25 protein-coding genes are annotated in these 20429 nt (G+C 31.9%); 11 read left to right on the top strand and 14 right to left on the bottom strand.

Translation table 11 applies throughout. The annotated features are described in order from the left end of the window. Window positions 1–212 precede the first annotated feature (212 nt). Window positions 213–1571, top strand: coding sequence for an MFS transporter (locus HMPREF2706_RS05125; protein ID WP_070862226.1), 1359 nt, complete (start codon window positions 213–215; stop codon window positions 1569–1571). 77 nt (window positions 1572–1648) lie between these two features. Here HMPREF2706_RS05125 and lepB read toward each other — a convergent pair whose 3' ends face one another. The 5 genes from lepB to HMPREF2706_RS05105 form a co-directional block, all read right to left on the bottom strand. Further along, window positions 1649–2224 (bottom strand): signal peptidase I, encoded by a 576-nt coding sequence (lepB, locus tag HMPREF2706_RS05120; RefSeq protein ID WP_002454395.1) that lies wholly within the window; start codon window positions 2222–2224, stop codon window positions 1649–1651. A gap of 25 nt (window positions 2225–2249) precedes the next feature. Next, the gene (locus tag HMPREF2706_RS12080) at window positions 2250–2411 is read right to left on the bottom strand and encodes a VraH family peptide resistance protein (RefSeq protein ID WP_002434595.1); all 162 of its coding nucleotides are present in this window, start codon (window positions 2409–2411) and stop codon (window positions 2250–2252) included. A gap of 25 nt (window positions 2412–2436) precedes the next feature. Continuing rightward, a complete protein-coding gene (locus HMPREF2706_RS05115) occupies window positions 2437–3093 on the bottom strand; it encodes a hypothetical protein (RefSeq protein ID WP_023349949.1) in 657 nt (218 codons plus the stop codon). 14 nt (window positions 3094–3107) lie between these two features. Continuing rightward, the gene (locus tag HMPREF2706_RS05110) at window positions 3108–3488 is read right to left on the bottom strand and encodes a hypothetical protein (RefSeq protein ID WP_030061370.1); all 381 of its coding nucleotides are present in this window, start codon (window positions 3486–3488) and stop codon (window positions 3108–3110) included. A gap of 217 nt (window positions 3489–3705) precedes the next feature. Then, window positions 3706–3915, bottom strand: coding sequence for a hypothetical protein (locus tag HMPREF2706_RS05105; RefSeq protein ID WP_037582504.1), 210 nt, complete (start codon window positions 3913–3915; stop codon window positions 3706–3708). 259 nt (window positions 3916–4174) lie between these two features. On the opposite strand from HMPREF2706_RS05105, the gene HMPREF2706_RS05100 reads away from it, so the two are divergent. The 5 genes from HMPREF2706_RS05100 to HMPREF2706_RS05080 all read left to right on the top strand — a co-directional run bounded on the left by HMPREF2706_RS05100 (window position 4175) and on the right by HMPREF2706_RS05080 (window position 8014). Further along, entirely contained in the window at window positions 4175–4576 is a 402-nt protein-coding gene (locus HMPREF2706_RS05100) for a YxeA family protein (protein WP_023349952.1), read from the top strand. 13 nt (window positions 4577–4589) lie between these two features. After that, window positions 4590–4988, top strand: a complete 399-nt coding sequence (locus HMPREF2706_RS05095) for a YxeA family protein (RefSeq protein WP_049427063.1) — start codon at window positions 4590–4592, stop codon at window positions 4986–4988. Window positions 4989–5150: 162 nt separating this feature from the next. Continuing rightward, window positions 5151–5909 carry an ABC transporter ATP-binding protein gene (locus HMPREF2706_RS05090; RefSeq protein WP_002454391.1) on the top strand — a complete coding sequence of 253 codons (759 nt, stop codon included), beginning with the start codon at window positions 5151–5153 and terminating at the stop codon, window positions 5907–5909. Further along, entirely contained in the window at window positions 5899–7779 is a 1881-nt protein-coding gene (locus tag HMPREF2706_RS05085; protein ID WP_030061376.1) for an ABC transporter permease, read from the top strand. The genes HMPREF2706_RS05090 and HMPREF2706_RS05085 overlap by 11 nt, the downstream gene beginning before the upstream one ends. 40 nt (window positions 7780–7819) lie before the next feature. Then, complete coding sequence (locus HMPREF2706_RS05080) at window positions 7820–8014, top strand: VraH family peptide resistance protein (protein ID WP_002434632.1); 195 nt, start codon at window positions 7820–7822, stop codon at window positions 8012–8014. 86 nt (window positions 8015–8100) lie between these two features. On the opposite strand, the gene lip is transcribed toward HMPREF2706_RS05080, so the two are convergent. From lip to HMPREF2706_RS05070, 3 genes are all read right to left on the bottom strand, one after another. Continuing rightward, entirely contained in the window at window positions 8101–10404 is a 2304-nt protein-coding gene (gene lip, locus HMPREF2706_RS05075; RefSeq protein ID WP_030061378.1) for a YSIRK-targeted triacylglycerol lipase, read from the bottom strand. A 501-nt stretch (window positions 10405–10905) separates the two neighbouring features. Next, window positions 10906–11055 (bottom strand): hypothetical protein, encoded by a 150-nt coding sequence (locus tag HMPREF2706_RS12215; RefSeq protein WP_002454386.1) that lies wholly within the window; start codon window positions 11053–11055, stop codon window positions 10906–10908. Window positions 11056–11532: 477 nt separating this feature from the next. Beyond that, on the bottom strand, window positions 11533–12282 hold the full coding sequence (locus HMPREF2706_RS05070; protein ID WP_049427071.1) for a C40 family peptidase: 750 nt from the start codon (window positions 12280–12282) through the stop codon (window positions 11533–11535). Window positions 12283–12400: 118 nt separating this feature from the next. On the opposite strand from HMPREF2706_RS05070, the gene HMPREF2706_RS05065 reads away from it, so the two are divergent. Beyond that, entirely contained in the window at window positions 12401–12811 is a 411-nt protein-coding gene (locus HMPREF2706_RS05065) for a DUF3139 domain-containing protein (protein ID WP_030061380.1), read from the top strand. Window positions 12812–12950: 139 nt separating this feature from the next. Here the strand turns inward: HMPREF2706_RS05065 and HMPREF2706_RS05060 are convergent, their stop codons facing one another. The 3 genes from HMPREF2706_RS05060 to HMPREF2706_RS05050 are packed head-to-tail and all read right to left on the bottom strand — an operon-like array spanning window position 12951 to window position 15944. Then, window positions 12951–14153 carry an ABC transporter permease gene (locus HMPREF2706_RS05060; protein WP_030061382.1) on the bottom strand — a complete coding sequence of 401 codons (1203 nt, stop codon included), beginning with the start codon at window positions 14151–14153 and terminating at the stop codon, window positions 12951–12953. Then, a complete protein-coding gene (locus HMPREF2706_RS05055; protein ID WP_023349962.1) occupies window positions 14146–14832 on the bottom strand; it encodes an ABC transporter ATP-binding protein in 687 nt (228 codons plus the stop codon). Before HMPREF2706_RS05055 ends, HMPREF2706_RS05060 begins: the two co-directional genes overlap by 8 nt. Then, window positions 14829–15944 (bottom strand): efflux RND transporter periplasmic adaptor subunit, encoded by a 1116-nt coding sequence (locus HMPREF2706_RS05050; RefSeq protein ID WP_030061384.1) that lies wholly within the window; start codon window positions 15942–15944, stop codon window positions 14829–14831. Before HMPREF2706_RS05050 ends, HMPREF2706_RS05055 begins: the two co-directional genes overlap by 4 nt. Before the next feature lie 243 nt (window positions 15945–16187). Between HMPREF2706_RS05050 and HMPREF2706_RS05045 the strand changes: the two genes are divergently transcribed. Beyond that, window positions 16188–16838 (top strand): YIP1 family protein, encoded by a 651-nt coding sequence (locus HMPREF2706_RS05045; protein WP_049427073.1) that lies wholly within the window; start codon window positions 16188–16190, stop codon window positions 16836–16838. A 295-nt stretch (window positions 16839–17133) separates the two neighbouring features. Beyond that, window positions 17134–17331, top strand: coding sequence for a hypothetical protein (locus HMPREF2706_RS05040; protein ID WP_030061515.1), 198 nt, complete (start codon window positions 17134–17136; stop codon window positions 17329–17331). Window positions 17332–17436: 105 nt separating this feature from the next. On the opposite strand, the gene HMPREF2706_RS05035 is transcribed toward HMPREF2706_RS05040, so the two are convergent. The 3 genes from HMPREF2706_RS05035 to HMPREF2706_RS05025 are packed head-to-tail and all read right to left on the bottom strand — an operon-like array spanning window position 17437 to window position 18731. Then, on the bottom strand, window positions 17437–17991 hold the full coding sequence (locus HMPREF2706_RS05035) for a TetR/AcrR family transcriptional regulator (RefSeq protein WP_030061518.1): 555 nt from the start codon (window positions 17989–17991) through the stop codon (window positions 17437–17439). Beyond that, on the bottom strand, window positions 17957–18352 hold the full coding sequence (locus HMPREF2706_RS05030; protein ID WP_030061520.1) for a DUF3147 family protein: 396 nt from the start codon (window positions 18350–18352) through the stop codon (window positions 17957–17959). The genes HMPREF2706_RS05035 and HMPREF2706_RS05030 overlap by 35 nt, the downstream gene beginning before the upstream one ends. Before the next feature lie 19 nt (window positions 18353–18371). Then, the gene (locus HMPREF2706_RS05025) at window positions 18372–18731 is read right to left on the bottom strand and encodes a DUF3147 family protein (protein WP_002454376.1); all 360 of its coding nucleotides are present in this window, start codon (window positions 18729–18731) and stop codon (window positions 18372–18374) included. A 260-nt stretch (window positions 18732–18991) separates the two neighbouring features. On the opposite strand from HMPREF2706_RS05025, the gene HMPREF2706_RS05020 reads away from it, so the two are divergent. Then, entirely contained in the window at window positions 18992–19627 is a 636-nt protein-coding gene (locus HMPREF2706_RS05020; RefSeq protein WP_002434582.1) for an HAD family hydrolase, read from the top strand. Window positions 19628–19693: 66 nt separating this feature from the next. Next, the gene (locus tag HMPREF2706_RS05015) at window positions 19694–20404 is read left to right on the top strand and encodes an SDR family NAD(P)-dependent oxidoreductase (protein WP_030061522.1); all 711 of its coding nucleotides are present in this window, start codon (window positions 19694–19696) and stop codon (window positions 20402–20404) included. Window positions 20405–20429 lie beyond the last annotated feature (25 nt).

Here is a 20429-nt window from a genome sequence, read left to right as displayed (position 1 = left end):
TATTATCAACATGTTATTATATGATGTGGATAACTTGAAGTTTATCTCTAAATGTTGCTATACAGGTGTTTGGGTTTAGTTATCCATAAAGTTATCCACAATTATTAAATAAATATGTTAGTAATGTTAATAAAATTTTAATCTCAAGTTAATTGTTACTTAATGACACTCAATTACGCTTAAAAAGACAAATAATTTAAGGGAATGATAATATGGAAATCGTAAAAAATAAAAATGATTTATTTAGAATTATCGACCATGCAGACCAGAAACATACATCTAAAATTCTTCTTTTTATGATATTAGGCACGATTTTTTTAGATGCGTATGACATTACCATTTTAGGTACAATGACAGACCAGCTAACGAAAGAATTCCACCTATCTCCAACAATGCTTTCAGTGGTTATGACTTCCTTACCTATTGGAGCACTTTTTGGAGCCATACTAGGGGGTTCACTTGCATATAAATTCGGGCGTAAGCGTATATTATCTGTCTCATTACTTATCCTTGTAATCACTTCTTTAGGCGCAGCACTTGCTCCTCATTTAGCTATTTTACTTATCTGCCGCTTCATTATGGGCTTCGCTATCGGTATGGATAGTCCTGTTGCATTCACTTTCATTGCTGAAATTAGTAATAAATGGCAGAAAGGTCGTAATGTTAACTATTGGCAGGTTGTATGGTATGTAGCAATCGTTGCCTCAGCTTTAGTAGTTATCGCCTTCTTTTTAATGGGTACAGGTGAACACTTATGGAGATTCGCAGTTGGCTTTGGTGCTTTGATTGCTTTAGTACTCTACATTTTACGTATTAATTATTTAAAAGAGAGCCCAACTTGGATGATTAATCACCACTCTCTTAAAGAAGCTACCGAGTATGTACGAAATAATTATGATGTGGATTTAAAACTTGAAGGTACTGGGGAGTCATTTTCCGAGAATAAATCTTCAAAGTCTTCTGGCACTGAAATATTTAAACCTAAATATTTGAAAAGGATTGTACTAGCAACAGCCATTTCAACATTACAGGGAATGCAGTACTATGGAGTAGGATTATATATCCCAATAATTGCAACTTACATAATTAGTAAAGATAAATTAGGCGTGCTATTAGGTACAGCTATCGTGAATATAGCAGGTATTATTGGTGCTTATGTAGGATCGCAACTGACATATAAGGTAGGTACACGCCGACTCACAATGATTGGTTTCAGTCTTGTGTTAATCGCGATGGTTATGACGGGCTTGTTCTATCATAGTCTACCAATGATTATCAATACATTCTTGATCGCATTGTTCTTATTTGGACATTCTGGTGGACCTGGTACACAAGGTAAGACGATTGCGGCTTTATCATTCCTAACATATTTACGCTCACAAGCTACTGGTTTCGTAGAATCAGTAAGTCGTACGGGAAGTATTATCGGTACATTTGTATTTCCGATTATACTTGCAGCTGTGGGATTAACAAATACGATGCTTATCTTAGCCATCGTTCCTTTAGTTGGTCTAATTATCACGACTGCATTGAGATGGGAAGCTGTTGGAAAGAATGTAGAGGACGAGTAAATATTATATAAAGAAAGCCTCTTAGCTAGACCTCCCTTAATTGAGGGTAGTCTAAATTGCTAAGAGGCAATTTTTTATTAATTAGGGAAAGTACCTGGATTAAATCCGCCTTTCCATTTATTTAACGGCCAATATCTAAATAATACTTTACCAACAAGTTGATCTTTATCGACTAATCCTACATCGTAACGACTATCAACACTATTTTGACGATTATCCCCTAATACTAAGTATTTATTTTTAGGGATTTTCATATGTCCATTAGCGCCTCTAACTGTTTTAGATTTAAAATTCTCAGTTAAATACTTTCCGACTTTATGTTTCTTATTATAATTTAAATATGGTTCCGACACTTTCTTATTATTTAAATATAATTGGTCTTTCTTGTACTCTACAGTATCTCCAGGTTTACCTATTAAACGTTTAATATAGTCATCTTTTTTAGTTGCATGAAAAATAACTACGTCGCCAGAATTAATATGATTCAATGTTTTAGAAATACGGCTAACCATCACTCTATCCCTGTCTTCAAAAGTAGGATGCATAGACTCACCTGAGACGGTATAGGAAGTAAACAAGAATTTCTGTACTAATCCAACAATGATAAGCGCTACTGCAATTGCAATAATCCATTCTAATATCTCTTTTTTCATGGTTTAGGCTCCTTGATTCTTTAAATTATTCTTCTTCAGTTGTGTGGATAAGGTAACCAACACCTAACGCTGCAGGTATACCAATAAATGGTGTGAACATTGAACTAAATAATAAACCAAATACTAAGGTACATAAGATACCTAAATATCCACTTTTTTGTTCATTCTCAATAAATTTTTTTATCAAAGATTTAATTCTCCTTTAATGCTCACTATTGTACTATACCATTTTTAATTTTCACATTCTTACCGGTTTTAATTTTATCGTATTGTTTCTTTGGTACAACAATGACGCGTTTACCTTTATTCGTTTGTATAGTAACAGTGTATAATTTTTCATGAGGTTTCATTTGATTTTTTAACATATTCATTTGGTACTTCACACTACTTGTCTTACTCTGATTCTCTTGAGAGGCAATGATATAGAAATACAACCAATTATTATAGTATGACGTCGCCATATATTGTGAAGTATATGGCGCACCTGAGCTGTATCGTCGTCTTGGTGCCATCATTGAACGTGCTTGTTGAGATTTAGTGTGATATGCACCTTGTTTATACTTCGAAGCATTTCTACTAGAAGCTATACTACTTGTTCTAGTTGCTTGTTGCGCAGCACGTTGGCTTGATTGTTGGGCAGCTCGTGACGCATTAGCTGCACTTGAGCGACTCATTGATGAACTAGATGATGTTGAGCCTCTTGCAGCTGACGAGGAAGCACTTGATGATGAACTACTACTTGAACTACTTGAGCTAGAACTACTAGACCCTCCTGATGTTGCAGCGTCTAATTCCGTTGATAACATACCAAGTGAGGCTGTAGTGATAATAATCATTAAACTTATAAATTTTAATATTTTACCTTTCATCAACTCACCTTTTCTTATTTAGATACTTCATCTTTAGAAACTGCTTTACCTTCAACATCATCATCGCCGTATGTCATGTAAGGTGGGCGATAGACATGAATTTTACTACCATCTTTAACTATGTATGGTTTTTTATTTCCATCACTTAAAATATGTTCATAAACATGTTTTAAATCTGTTTTCTCTAAATGTGATTTACCTTTATTGTCTTTATATTTAATCTCTACATTAGGCGTGTCTTCTCCACCATCATTTAGTACTTCATAATATACGTATTCATATTTATCTGATTTTTGACTTTCCTTCGAAGGTTCTTTCTGCTTTCCAGTTCCCCCACAAGCTGTGAGGATAAATGCTAAACTTAACAAACTAATTAATAGTATTAACCTTTTCATAAACATACTCCTTTATAGTCTTTAAAGTTTCATAAAAATTATAACAATTGTTTTTTAAATTCATATTAAGATTTAACCAAACTCAATGATTTACAATGTTATTTAACTGCATCATCTCATAAATTAATTATGTAATACAAATTATTTTTTAATATCCCAAATAATTAAAAAATGTTGAGAATGAACATTAAAAATTCCCAACACTAGTTGATTACATCTATTTACTTTCTTTAAAATCTTTGATGACTATAATATTGATAATTAGCCAAATCAATTGGCAAATCAAAGGCGCAAGAAATATTCCTATAAATAGAAAGGCAAATTTATATCCTTCCATTTCATTGTTTAAGCCATTCATTAAACCTAATACTAGTAAAATAAGTGCCACCACTACCCAAAAAATTGTAGACACCACCATCAAATCCATGAAATTTTCATACTTTTACCTCACTTATAGTTATGAAATATATATTAAGTATGGCTATTGTTTCAACTTTTAAATTGATGTAATCATATCAAACAGTTCTAAAGGTTAAAAACGTTCTTAATTACACATAGAAGGATCAAATTTTATAAACCTTTCAACCGTGTAAGTTTCAATCGTTGATTTGTAAGATTAGATAAAGGCAACGTTACAATAAAGCTCCTACAATGAAATTGTAATCAATTCAAAGGAGTGTTTATTCATGAAAGCATTAAAAATTTCATTAACTACTGTAGTAGTTATTATCTTATTACTAGTAGGATTACTTTTCGGATTAAAAGTTTATGGCGATCATCATCCAAATAACAAAGATGTTAAAAGTTTAAATATGGCTAACCCCTTAGAACCAACAAAAGAATATTATGTGAAAACGACTAAACCAATGAAACATAAACCTAAGCAATATGAAGATGTTGATAACGTTTATAAGACTACTGGTTATGATGATAAAGGCAACAGTAAAAAAATCTTATACACAGGAATGAAAAAACTTAAACCAAATCATTATTTAAAAATTAAAGAAAAATTAAACACAGTGAGAAGCTATGACGAAGTTAAAAAAGATGAAATTCCTAAAAAAGCAATGAGTAAATTAGAGAAATAAATGGTGAAAGATTATGAAAGCTTTGAAGAAACTATCAATTACACTAGGCGTTTTTATTCTTCTAATTGGTGCGCTCATGCTAGTAGGTAAAATTTATAGTGAACATCATCCAAACGACCCCACAGTACGAGATTTAAATAAATATAATTTTATGATACCTAAAGAAGATTATTTTGTTAAAACTGATAAACCTGTTAAAAAAGAAAAATTCGGAACAGACTTCTATAATTATACTTATAAAACTGTTGGTTATGATAAAAAAGGTGATGGCAAGAAAATCACCTATACCGCAACTAAGAAATTAAAAACAAATCATTATCTCAAGTTAACAACAAAACAGGATCAAGTTTTAAGTTATTCAGAAGTTAAAAAAAGAGAGATTCCTGAAGACGCCAATAAAAATTTAAATTAATTTATTTCCACGATCTTTTAAAAGGTCGTGGTTTTATTTTTATAAAGATAATTAAATCTTACATACCTGTAAGTTACAACAAGCAATTTGTAAGGTTAGATAAAGGCAACAGCCATAGATTCTCTCTACAATTTAAGTATAAACACATTGAGGAGTGAGAAGATGACGATATTAAAAGTTAACAAATTATCAAAAGTATATGGAGACAAACAAAAGTACCAAGCACTTAAAGATATCAGTTTTTCAGTTGAAAAAGGAGAATTCGTAGCAATCATGGGACCTTCTGGTTCAGGTAAAACTACATTATTAAATGTTCTTAGTTCTATTGATACTATCTCAGGAGGTTCTGTAGAAGTCGATGGTAATGAAATAAACAAACTAAGTAATAAAAAGCTTGCAAATTTCCGTAAAAAACAACTTGGATTCATCTTCCAAGATTATAGTGTACTGCCTACTTTAACCGTTAAAGAAAATATTATGCTTCCACTTTCAGTCCAAAAAATTCAAAAATACGAAATGGAACAGAATTACAAAGAAGTGACAGAAGCTCTTGGTATTAATGACCTGGGAAATAAATATCCTAGTGAAATTTCAGGTGGACAACAACAACGTACGGCAGCCGCCCGTGCTTTCGTTCATAAACCAAATATTATCTTTGCCGATGAGCCTACGGGTGCTCTAGATTCGAAAAGTGCTCAAGATTTACTTAATCGATTAGAAGATATGAATAAACAATTTAATTCAACGATTATTATGGTTACTCATGACCCATCAGCAGCAAGTTTTGCTGAGAGAGTAATTATGTTGAAGGATGGTAATATTCATTCTGAAATTTATCAAGGAGACGACTCTAAACAAGACTTCTATCAAGAAATCATCAAATTGCAATCGGCATTAGGTGGTGTCACTCATGACGTTTAATCAAATTACGCTTAAAAATTTAAGACAGAACATCAAACACTATGGCATGTTCTTATTCTCTTTATTATTAAGTATCGTACTTTATTTTAGTTTCTCAACTTTGAAGCATTCACACAGTATTAATAATTCAACTTCTATGGCAATAATTCAAAAAGGATCTAGTTTCGGAGCATCAATTTTATTCATTATTATTATTATATTCTTAATGTACGCGAACCACTTATTCGTTAAAAGACGTACAAAAGAGTTTGCATTATTCCAACTTATCGGACTCACAAGAGGAAATATTCTTAGAATGTTAAGTATTGAGCAATTCGCGATATTTGTAATTACAGGTATCTTAGGCGTGCTCATTGGAATTTTCAGTTCACAACTTTTACTTGCCATTGCTTCTAAATTGATGAAGTTAAAAGTTCATCTTTCAATAGGATTTGAACCCCAAGCACTAATCATTACTATCATAATGTTAGTCATTGCTTTTGTTTTAATACTTGTTCAGAATTACCTTTTCCTAAAAAGAAGAAGCATCTTAACAATGATGAAAGATAGTTCTCAATCTGAAGCAACTAAAGCACGTATTTCAGTTCCTGAAATTATTGGTGGTATCCTAGGTATCTTAATGATAGCTTTAGGGTATTATATGGCAACTGAAATGTTTGGTGTATTTAAATCACTTACTATAGCATTAGTTACACCATTCATTATTTTATTCTTAACAATTGTCGGTGCTTACTTATTCTTTAGAAGTTCAGTGTCACTCATTTTTAAAACGATAAAACGTTCAAAGAATGGTCGTGTTTCAATCACAGATGTGGTGTGTACATCTTCTATCATGCATAGAATGAAGAAAAATGCGATGTCATTAACAGTCATCGCCATCATTTCAGCGTTAACTGTTACAATTCTTTGTTTTACAGCTATTACTAAAGCAAATTCGGATTATAATATTGAATCATCAACACCACAAGACTTTGACTTCTCAAAAGGTAAGCAAGCGCATAAATTTGAACAGCAATTAGATAAAAATAATATTAAACACGATAAACATACTTATGAGTCAATTAATCCTAAAACAGTTAAAGATAACGTTATGACATTACAAGATGATTCTGAAGGTTTCTCACAGAATACGTCAATGATTGTTAATAAAGATCTTAAAGGTAGTAACGCTCGATTAACAAACACTAAAACCGCTATCGGAATGATGAAATTTAATATGAATCAAAGTATCACAGTTAAAGGTAAGTCTAAAACAACTGTAAAAGTAACAGATAAAGACGATTCCAAAGTTTATCCATCTGAATTATCATATGCAGCTCCTATAGTAGAAGTAAGTCCTAAAGTATACAACTCATTAAAAACAGATAAAAATACTGCGCACGTTTATGGATTTAATATTAAACATCATAGCGATATGAAAAAAGCTGAACGTATCGCGTCGAAAGTTGATCCAAATGTAACTTCTAAAGATGAATTGAAAAAAGTGGTGGACGCAACAAATGGTATTTTCATATTTGTAACTTCATTCTTAGGATTAGCGTTCTTAATCGCAGCTGGATGTATTATTTACATTAAACAAATGGATGAAACTGAAGATGAAATCGATAATTTTAAAGTCTTACGACGAATCGGATTTACTAATTCTGATATGTCTAAAGGGTTATTATTAAAGATTTTATTCAACTTTGGATTACCTTTAATTATAGCTCTACTACATGCGTTATTTGCGGCACTAGCCTTTATGCATGTTATGGGCAATGTAACAATGGTACCTGTATTCCTAGTAATGATTGTTTACACAGTCATCTACCTCATCTTTGCTCTTATAGCATTTATACACTCAAATCGTGTCATTAAGCGCTCAATTTAAAAAGGATTTTTCAAATAATTAAAAAAGGATGGTATTTATTATGAAAATTAAAGATTTAATCAAACAATCATATGAGGATTTAAAAAATTTAACTATTAACTGGTTCAATATCTTAATGTTAGTTGTCATTGTATTTGTTTTAAGTAATATTATTACGCCTATCGCAGGTATTCCTGTTGGACTATTAGGAGGCGCATATTTCTTAAAACGTCGTGAAGAAAAAGAAGATCAATAACTTAATCATAAAAAAATAACACCCTCATTGGAGATGTCAGTACAGTTCGACACATCCTTTGAGGGTGTTTTTACTATGTGAAGTTATTATTTTTTAGTTAGACCATCTAATTCCTCAACTCTCATCATATTATTTATCATACCTAAATAATATTTTCCTAATTCAGCACCAGTACGTTTGAAATCAGGGAGATCAAGGCCGATTAAATCTGCATGATCCCAACCGTTTTGTACAGGTCTGACTTGCCAAACCCCTTTACTTGTAGCTGGGTTCAAGAAGCCTACTTTTTTGAATGCTTGAGCAGTAGGATATATTGACGATGATACAGGTACTAGACCGTCATTCACTCTTACATTTTTATTTTTATCTCTACCAATGATACGACTCGTTATATCCATTGCGAATAACTGTCTTACGTCTGGTATTTGAAATCCTAGAGGGCCAGTATGCGTAGCTGCACCTGTATAAGTTGTGTATACAATATTAGGGTTTAAGTTTGTCATTTTATTTAACTTTTCAGCACCAGCAGTTGTTAAATCATTAATTGCTTGGTCTTCAGTATCCCAAATTCTACTATTTGCAACGCGTTCAGCATATTCTATATAGCTTTCATTTGGTTTTTGTTTAAAGCCCCATTGAGAAAAGCCTAAATTTAAATCTAGCAATCTACTACCACTTAGACGTCCTATACGATTCATTGCATCTTTAACAATTTTACGTGTACCTAATTTATCGGCAGCAGGCGTACCATTATGTGGTGTTCCTACAGTAGTGATAGTTGATATCATATTATCTTTTCCACCTTTGAAGAGATCTGATACCGTACCACCATGTTGACGTTGATAGTCTATTTCTTCTTGATTTCCATTTCTTAAGAAATGCTCCATCAAACGAATCGTTTGACCACCCATACTATGACCAACTAAATGAATTTTTTTACCAGGTGCCCAATCCGGCATAATACCTTCATATGTTCTACCATAACGATGATGACCATATTTAGCCGCATGAGCTGCACCGTAGTCTACGCGACCGCCTTTAATGTAGTAGTACAAGTCAACCGCACGATCATAGTTACTGCTAAATGCACCAATATTTGCTTCATGTACACGGTAACCTTGTTTAGTCAATTCACTTTTAATATTATATTTACCTCCACCCCAATAATTTGGGTAAAGTGTAAACGCATCTTCACCGACTAAACCAGCAAAACCATGAACGAACACGACAGGATATTGATTTTTATATTGAGCTTGTAGCGTTTGTTTAGAAAGTTTGTTCGGTTGATGAGATTGTAGTGTTTTTGGTTCTGTGGAAGTCGGTCTTTCTGTTTTATCTGTTTTAACTGATTGTTTCGTAGTATTTTTATTTTCTTGTTTCATGGATGGAGTTTTCTTAGTTGGTTGGTCTACTTCTTTTTCATTATTTTGTTCCCGAGTATCTTGTTCTTTATTTGAAGATTTTAATTGAGTTGAGTCTTTCGGGTCATCATTGTTTTCAGTAGATCGAAGTTGAGTATTTTGTGATGATTGATGGGCACCCTTAGACTGAGGATTATCATTGTCAGTTTCGTCTTTGTTGTTTCGAGACTCTTGCGTTGTTTCTTGAGGTTGTGAAGATGAGGAATTTTGTTTAGATTCTTTTGGGTATGTAGTATCACGAGTTGATAAATTATCCTCAGATTTTTGTGAGTGCTGTGAATCTGGTTTATCTTGAGGGTCTTGTTGATCTTGCGACTTAGTTGATTCTTGAGATTCAGAAGGATTATCGCTTGAGTTACTTTGAGTTACTTTATCATTTTCTGATTTGGTTTCTGTTGGTTTACTTTCTGATTCATATTGCTTGTTATCAGTAGATGTTGCGTTGTCTTGCGTAGAAGTGTTATCAGCTTTTCTTTCACTATTATTTGTTTTTTTAGACGGAAGGACGTCTTGATTATCTAATTCTTCCTTCTTAGTATCAATCGCTTCTGATGTGTCTGGAGTATCGTTATGATTAGTTGCTTCTTTCGTGCTTTCTAATGATTGATTTTGAGAGTTTTCTTTATCTTGAGGATGTTGAGTTGGATTCGTTTGTTGTGTTTGAGTAGATTGAGTTGATTCGGTTTGTTGAGGTTGAGAATGTTGCGTTGATTCGGATTGCTGTGGTTGAGAAGTTTTTGAAGATGATAACTCAGACTCACTTGGCCGTGATTCATTTTCTTTTAAATTCTTTTGAGCAGTTTGAGTTGTTTCATTTGAATGTGAAGGTGTATTAATTTGTTGGTTTGTCTCTTCTGCGGCATGTGCTTGTTGTCCCCCAATAAAAATCGTTATACCTGTGACAATAGACACGACTCCGACAGCGTACTTTCTAATACTAAATCTTTTCTTTTCATTATAATTTTTCAAAATAATCACCTCTATAAGTTTTTTCCCTTATAAAGATTGAAAATATAACTGCTATCTTTAAATTAACATACAAACGTTTAAATTTTTTAACTTTTTTTATTAAAGTTTTGTTAAAATTTTCATTTTTATATTTTGCTTTCTTCTATATTTTCAATTTAACAAATAATTATTATAATTCGATAGATTACCTGTAATTTGATATATTAAGTACTAAATAATATGTGTGAGGTTATTTTTAATGGAGAGTTACCAACAATTTCTAAACAGCCCTAATACATTTATATGGATAGCTTTTATTTTATATTTAATTAGTAGTTTAGTCTTTTTTAGTGTCACAGTTTTCGTGGGTTTACGTCATGTGTCTCTTAAAGAAAGAATCATTACTACCTTTGTTTTAAGTATCGTTTTAACACTTACGTTGACTACACTTACTTATTGCATCGTCTCTAAATAAAGAACTGGAAAGTCTGAATTAAATAACAACTTTCCAGCTTCACTATGTTAAACTCTATAATCTTCTACATTTATTATTTCATCACATTGTTTTGCTATTAATTGATCATGTGTGGCTATTATAATAACACGGTCTTTAGCTTTTAGACTGAGGAGTGCTTTAATAATTTTCTGACAATAGTCAATTATATATTTCATTATAAAACCCACCTGCAATAAACAAGTGGGACATGTTTCTCATAAAAATTAGTAAGATTCTCTTTTGAAGTTATTTAAAATCTTTTTCACATAAATCTATCTTGTTGATAAGTATTTGTTTTAAGATAAATTGCATAAAAATATTTCTTTATGAAAATAAATAGTCTCTTTGAGTAAAAAAGAAGCTGAGACGTAATTCATTGTCTCAACCTCACTCAATATGTTGGCAGTAGATGTCTGAATTGAAAGTGCGCTTATATCAAGCTTCTTTCAATCCTAGTCATCCTTGTCGCGGGACCCCAACATAGAGAATTTCTTTAGGAAGAAATTCTACAAACAATGAAAGTTGGGGTGGGACGACGAAAATAATTTTGACAAATTATGTTTTCTGTCCCACTCTCTTTTCGATGAGTTAATATAATGATGTATTATGAGTAGTACTTTCGTATATTTTATACATTTAATACCTTAATCATTTTAACCTCTTGTATATATCCGAACCGGTTTTGACTTGATATACCGATGGAGAGCATATGGATAAATAATGAATTGTGGTTGAGAGAAAGGGCGAACTGAGGATGGTCCGGCACCATAATAATAAGATTGCCAAACAAGTTTCGAACAATATGTAGCTCCTTTTGAATATGGATTCGGCGTTATATTATAGGGCACATGATTAAAATGAGATTTCGCATAGTTTCTAGCTTTGCCTCTATATTTTTTTGATGCTCGATATACACTGATATAACGATGTTTGGGGTGTCCTTTTTTCTTTTTTAAAGTACTATATTTCCATTTTCGAAAGCTTTTTGTCCTTGTAGATTTTCCATATCCACGAGCTTCTTTAATGTATCCATTCCCTACGTAAATCGCAGCATGACCTGTGAGCCCTTTGGCGCTTACACCATTTGTGATGAAATAGTCACCTTTTTTCAAATGAAATTTCTTTTTTCTTTTACGATTTTCTCGATCTATTTGGTCTTGTTTTTGTTGTTTCTGCCATTGTTCTTCAGCTGTTCTCTCAAACTTTGCTTCTTCTTCACGATTTTTAGCTTGAATTTGCTTCCATTGTTCTTCAGTAATTGATTTAGACACAACACCTTCATCTTGAAGTTCTTTCAACGAATTAGAGTTAGTTGAGCTCTCAACTTGAGCGTCTATACTTCCTGTAGTTAAAACTGTGCCACATATTGTAGTACATAATAAACTAGTTATTAACTTTTTCATTGATTTCCTCCTATGACTTGACTGTGTTTCATTAAAAAACATATCATATAATTGTATTATTTCTTTAAATTTTACAAAATATTAACAGAATAAAAATACTTAGTTAAGGAGATTAAATATGAAAAAAGAATATACATTAAATTATATTATTCCAATAAGTATTCTTATTGCTTTAATTGTTGTCCCTATATTAATTTTCACTTTAGGTAAACATATTTATTTAAATTATCAAAAACATGAAGAAGATAAACTCGAAGCAAAAGTTCACAGTGTACTTAAGCAAAAAGGTTGGGAAAACAAAATTAAAACAGAGAAACCCAATTTCACGTTGAATACTGGAGAACGTGACGTAGTTGTTACTTTTAAAGATGAGCCCTATAATACATATCAATATGAGGTTAATGATGATGGTAAAGTAACGGGAGATGCAGAGTTAAAAATGAAATATCAAGAGCGTTTTGATAATGATAAAAAATACAGAGAATATAGAAAGCGTCATCATTTTGAGGAAAAGTATGATTTAAAATAAAAAGACCTACTCTAATATCATTAGATAAAGTAACTTCAATTAAATCAATTTTTTAATAACAATTATTAAAATTTAAGCGTGAGTAGTCAACATTAAAGTAACTACTCACGCTTTTAAGATAATTATATAGAAGCAATCGTTATTTAATAATATCAATTAATTCTTTCTTAGATGCGGCACGTGCAGGTATCCAACCGAACACAATACCGATTAGGGTAGATACACCAACAGCTAAGATTACGGATCCTAGACTGACGGAACTTTTAACCATTTCTGGCGTCACAGCATCAATTAGTGTCGCTATGATAATACCGAGTATTAATCCAATAATACCACCAATAAGACATAGGACCACACTCTCGACTAAGAATTGTATTTCTATATCTCGACCTTTAGCGCCAAATGCACGTCGGATCGCAATTTCTTCTGTACGCTCAGTAACTGAAATGTACATCACATTCATCACACCAATACCAGCAATAAAGAGTGAAATACCTGCAACTGCTGCAACAAAGTAAGTAATGGTATCTAATACTTTTCCGATACCTTTCATCATTTCTTCATTGTCTTGATAACTATATTGCCCCTCAGATGTGCCAGTACCTTTTTTATTCAGTTCTTTTTCAACTTTTTTACCAACGTCTTTTTTAGCAGAACTCTTATCCACAGTAACTAATAATTGAGGCATACCCTGAGACAAGTTACCCATATATTTATTGAATGTCTTTGTAGGGAGTTGTACTGTTGATTCTTCAGGCATACCCATACCGCCAGCGTCAATTCCTGAACCTTCAGATACACCAACAACTTTAAATCCTTCGCCATTCACATAGATAGACTTACCTATCGCATTATTATTAAACACTTTTTTCGCAAGTTTACTATCAATGACAGCGACTTTCTCTTCAGTGTCATTATCATCTTTAGTAAAACCTTTCCCTTTGTCTACATCGGTAAGCTCGTTTTGTTTTTTAAGACTGACATCACCGCCACCATGTGAATTGGTGATTTTAGCTGAATACGTGCTATCATCGTCTTCTTTTATTTTGGCATTCTTAACACCTTTAACTTGTTCTACTACACTTATATCTTCTTGTTTAAACGGATTATTCTTAGGTGCCTCCATATTCTCAGTCATAAATGAAATAGAAGCTTGATCTTTACCCGCACCCGCTTCATCAAATTGTTCATTTGTTGATTTCTTAAATCCATTACCTAAAGACATAATAGTAATGACAGCTGCGATACCGATGATAATCCCAATCATCGTAAAGATGTTTCGACGTTTATTCTTTAAAATTGAGCGAAAGGCGACAGCAATAACATTAGAAAAGTTATTCATGCGTCAACACCTCTTCCTCTCGCACACGACCATCTAAAATATGAATAATACGATCAGCTTTATCCGCTACATCACGGTCATGTGTAACCATAATCATCGTCGTTCTTTTTTCTTTATTTAGTTTAACGAAGAGTTCCATAATATCTTGAGACGTCTTAGAATCAAGCGCACCTGTAGGTTCATCAGCGATAATAAACTTCGGATTATTGATAATCGCTCTAGCGATGGCCACACGTTGTTGTTGACCACCTGATAATTTATTCGGCAATAAATCTTCTTTACCTTTAAGACCGACGTCTTGAAGACCGTCTAAAACTTTATTTTTACGCTCTTTACTCCCTATTCCATTATAAATAAGAGGGATACTAACATTCTCAAGAATGGTATTATTTTGAATCAATTTAAAGTTTTGAAAGACAAACCCTACAGTATGATTTCGAATTTCAGCAAGCTTGTTGTCTGAACTTTTTTGATAATTTTCTTTATTGAAAAGGTATTCCCCTTCATATCCGCGATCGATAAATCCTAATATGTTGATGAGCGTACTTTTACCTGAGCCTGAAGGACCCATGATAGCGATAAACTCTCCTTCATCAATATGAATATCAATATCCTTTAAAATATGATTAGATTCATTACCATTTTTAAAGTGTCGATTGATTTTTTTCAACTCAATCATGATGACACCTCAACTTTTTCTCCATCATTTAAATTACCTTTAGGATTTTTAATGACTTTATCACCTGATTTAAGACCTTTTTTAACGATAATTTGACCATTGTTTCGTTCAATTTTGATATCACGTTTATGAACTTTATGATTTTCATCAACCACGAACACATCGTTATCTTTAGTTAATACATTGTCAGGTAATTTCTTAGTATTTAAAGGAATCTTCGCATCCATAGAGAAACCTGATCTAACTGGGATATCTAAATCTCCAATAACTACTCTGTATTTAGATGTGTCGCCTTCTTTACCTCCAGAAGGATTATTCACAGTTGGATTAGAAGCTTGAGCGCCTGAACCTTCACCTTCTTCACCGCCTGCTTGAGCACCACCAGCTGCTTCACCCTCACTACCGGAATCATAACTAGTAGGAAGCTCATCAATTTTGATAATCTTACCTTCGCCTTTTTTACCTGTACTATTTACAGTAACGTCGACTTTATCCCCCTCTTTAATTTTATTAATATCAAATTCTGTAACGGTCGCATTAATTTGAGGGTTATCTGAAATTAATTGTAAAATCGGTTGTCCATCACCAACATCTGAATCATTTTTGATATTTACTTTACCATCAAATGAAGCATACATACTGTCATTCACTTGTCTGTCGTGTTGTGCTAATGACTGTTGTGCTTCGTTTAATGAGCTTTGATCTTGAGTAAGTTTAGATTGCAATTGGCTATTATTAGGGCTTTGATTAATCTTTTGATAATCATCATTCACTTGACTTTGTGCTTGGTTCACCTTATTCGCTAATTGTTCACGTTTACTAGCATTCGTGTCATAATTAATTAAACGATCCCCTTGTTTAACCTTCTGTCCATCGTCTACAGATGTACTTAAAAATGTCCCAATTGAACTGTTATTATTATATGTCTTTACAGATTTAGGAGAAGCTTTCCCCTCTAAACTGATAGGTGTTTCTTTTTTAACTGTATATGTATCGTAACCTTCACTATCTTTCTTACCTGATCCATTTACCTGTTTCACGATAAAAGCAGCGATAATTAATAATAGAATGATTGCAATTCCTATGATGATCCACAATATTTTCTTTTTCATATCTATTTCTCCTTAATAATTGATTGCAATTGAAATGATAACACAAATGTAAAATTAGTAATATTTTATATATATAAAATTTACAAAATCTTAGAAATGTTAATATTGAAAAAACATTCATTCTCTAAAATTATTATGTATAGGCAATGAAATTTAACTAAAATTTTAAATTGCTTATTTTATAAAATAGATTTAAATGTTAACATTTAAGTGATATTAATAAACAAAGGAGATATACATATTATGGAAAATCAAAATATCGATACTAAACAACTAGAAAATTCTAGCATTCCATTTGTAAATCATTTTAGTAAGTTAAGAGAAAATCCAAAATGGTTAGTGAAGTTGTTAATTTTAATAGTTTTAGCCATAATAACTGCATTCGTAAGTTACTTTGCTACAAAAGATTCTTTATTATCACAAACTAATGGTCAGATGAATTCTGGAGTTTACTTGATAATAACAATAATAACTGGTTTCTTTGGCATGCTTTTTAATGCAGGAATAGTTTTTGTGATTTTCTTAGTTATTTCTAAAATATTTAAATCTGATGCTAAAGGTAGCAGTATCTTTTCTGCTGCACTTTCATACTCAATTATAATTAATGCTTTCTCTCTTATTATCATTATTATCCAACTATTATTTGGATTAAGTATTCTTGAATATAAATTAGACAGTTTAAACATCTTCGCTAAAGGCAACAAATTTTTAATGGCATTAAACTTAACTAACTTATTAAAAGCATTTTTAACAGGCGTAGTTTATTACTCAACGAGTCGCTTATCTAAGAAAACATCTATTATATTAGGTATCGTTGCTCTAGTTTTATTAGTTGGATTTGGTTTAATAAGTGGAGCTTCTGGTCAATCAATGCCAAATATGAACACTAAATAATCACAAGAGGTACAAAAATGAATTCAGGATTAATATTATTGATAATCATTTGTTGTGGTATGTTACCAATTATTATTAGCTTGAATGAGAAAAAGAAAAAATAAGTGATATCAACCATAACCTAAAAAATCCCCTCACTATCTCGAGTAGTGAGGGGATTGGTAATATTAATGCATGAACTCTTATTAATTTAATTATACTAGATTACATAGAAATGCATAGTAGATTAATTAATTATTTTTTATTTAAAGCTCGCTTTCATTAGATGCTATTATTTTTTTGGAGGAGGATTTTGATGATTACTATACTAATAGTTTTTTTACTACTTCATTTGTTACCTGCCATATATCTTGGAATAAAATACTTTAAATTAAAAAACAATAATGCCTCAGATAAAGAATTTAAAAATCTTTCTAAATCAATGATGAGAGCAGAAAGTATCATTATTCCGATTTCAATATTATTAATGTTATTACTATATTTTATTAAATAAAAAGTTGTCTGATCATTAGATTTTAATAAACTGCATACAAATAAGAAACTAACACTTCGTTCAGTCTACCCTCTACATAAAGAACGTTCCTTATTTAAGGAACGTTTACTCTTTCGTTTCTGGGTCATACGCTTCGATAATTCTATTCAACATCTTTTCAATGTAATTTTCATCTAATGAGTCGGGTTTGATTAATATATTGAAGTAAATAGGCGAGAAGATAAGATCTATAAATAAGTCTTGCTCTTCATCTTTAATATGCTTGCTGATAATCTTTTTTAATGTTCTTCGATTACTATTAAAATAATCTGTCATAAACGTTTCTCGTGCTTCGATCTGTTGATGACTGATTAAAATTTCAATCACTGCACTACCTAATTTCGTCTTATAAATATCTTTGATTTTCACTAAAAAATGATACAAATCTTCATATAAATTGTCGCTCTCATGGATAAATATCTTTTGTGATTGTTCAACAAACATATCCATAATAATTGACGATTTATCTTTCCATCTGCGATAAATCGTCGCTTTAGAGATACCAGTATTTTCCGAAATCTGATCAATTGTTATGTCTCTAAAATGTATTGTTTCTAATAAACGGTTAATTTCTTCATAAATTTTCTTATTTATTGTTGGATCTTTCGGTCTTCCAGCCATGTTTAACCCTTCTTTTATGCGTAATAAATTCAACAATTTCAAATATAACCACTGCACTTACAAACCATACAATAAATCCACCAATAATACTAATTAACCACATTTGTGTTGATTGTAAAAGTCCCCAAGTAGCTAAAATACTAAATAATACGCCTATCATACCAAAGACTGCGCCTCTACTCACATGCATTGCCATCTTATCACCAAATTGCATGCCTGTGATAAACATTGAAACTAAGAACACTGCTGGAAAAGTTGCAAAGATACCTCCGAACTCTTTCCAAGGTAATACCATTGATACAATGTAACTCACTAATACTGCTAATCCACCAACGAGAAATTTTATTAATACTAATTTCATTATTACAATGCCTCCATCATTAAATGTGTCTAACTACAAATATTGCTATAGAAATGACAAGCCAACATACAATTGAAAATATAGTCCCACTCTTGTAATTTCTTTTACCTATAAATAGTGAGGTAAAGAATACAGTAACTATACAAGATATAATTCCTACAATTGCACCTGTACTAAGATGTATAGACATTTGAATCAGTTGTTGACCTCGATGATCTATAGCTAAAGCAATCACTGCAGCAAGGTAGACTGCCGGCATAGTGGCTATAATACCACCTAACTTACCACCGACTTTATCTGCCATTACTGATGCGAGCGCAACTGCAAGACCACCTATTACAAAATGGAGAATAGCACTTGAAATCGATATACCAAACACAATAACCCTTCTTATCAATTTTAATTATTAAACGAAACGTTTCGTTTACTTTTAGTGTAAATCGATTATAGTGCGTTGTAAACATTTCCACTAAAATACCTAATTTTCTAAAAATAGTAATAGTATGTGTTTCACGTAAAACAATTATTAAAGTTTTTGCATTATCTAAAATAACTTATTTATAGTTTAGTTTGTTGCTTGATAGATTTATGTTAAAGTTTTTATAAAATCATTTTCTAATTAAGTGAGGTTAGACATTCATGTACAAAAATTTAATCTTTGATTTCGATGGTACAATTGCAGATTCTAAAGAATGTAGTATAGTTGCTACTCAAAAATCTTTTAAAGAAAGAGGGCTAGAAGAACCGACAGTAAATCTGATTGAGTATTATATGGGAATACCAATAGAAAAGTCATTCAGTTTAATGAGTTCCGTTGATTTAGATGACCATCAGTTAGAAGCGCTTATCAAAACCTTTAGGCAAAATTATAAAGAGGTTGAATCATCTTATTTAAAACTTTATAAACATATGACTGAACAACTCCAATCACTCTCAAAAGATAAACAGTTATTTGTAGTATCAAGTAAGAAAACAGATGTGCTCATTCGTAACTTAGAGATCTTAGACATAGATCACTTATTTACAGAAGTAATAGGGTCAGACAAAGTTAATCATTATAAACCTTCACCTGATGGCATCAACTATATCTTGAATAAATACCAATTAGAAAATGAAGAAACTATTTATATCGGGGACGCTATATTTGATATGCAAATGGCAAATAGCGCAAAAGTGGCATCATGTGCAGTCACTTGGGGTACACACAGTATTGAGGAATTAAAATCTGAGAATCCAACATATATCATTCATGAGGTAACTGAATTAAATTTCTAATCTTTTTTAAATTCTCGAAAATTCAATTAACATCCCTTCATCAAACATATAAAGGAGAAAATCACTTTGAGTAAAAAAGTTTTAATTACAGGTGCGAATAAAGGCATAGGCTTTGAAACAGCGAGACAACTTGGAGAGCAAGATTGGTACATATTACTCGGGGCTAGAAATGAGCAAAGAGGGATGGAAGCAGTTAATACGCTTCAACGAGAAGGAATTAACGTAAAATGGGTTAGAATAGATTTAAATCACGATGAAACAATAGATTCAGCTGCACAATACATTAGAGCACATCACAGTGATATTAACGTCTTAATAAATAATGCAGGTGTTTCAGGAAATATGCAGGCTAAGCCATTAGATGTGGATGTTGATGAGTTAAGATCTTTAACAGAGGTTAATTTCTTCGGTAATTTCCAAATGATTAAAGCTTTCACACCAATCTTAGCCCGTAATAAAGGTAGAATAGTGAATTTAACCATCCCTTTGAAACCATCAAGTTTCTTCGAACCATTTAGTTACATTGCAACGAAAGAACCACTTAACTCAATGATTAAGCTCTTTGCAAGACAATTCAAGAAAAGTAAAATACCAGTCGAAATTTTCGGTATTATGCCAGGTGGAGTGACGACTGATTTAAACAATCATCAAAAAGGTCTACTCATGCGTACCGTCAGTGAAGCTGCCCAATCCATTGTAAAAGTGGTCACAGACAACCGTAATCACAATGGTAAAATCTTACTTAGAGTCACGCCTTTTAAACTATTTAAAAAGTAAATACTTTCAATAAAAAAAAACGAGT

Source organism: Staphylococcus sp. HMSC067F07 (assembly GCF_001837405.1).
In the GTDB taxonomy this organism is placed as follows: Bacteria; Bacillota; Bacilli; order Staphylococcales; family Staphylococcaceae; genus Staphylococcus; species Staphylococcus capitis.
This window is presented reverse-complemented; position numbering and strand designations above follow the sequence as displayed.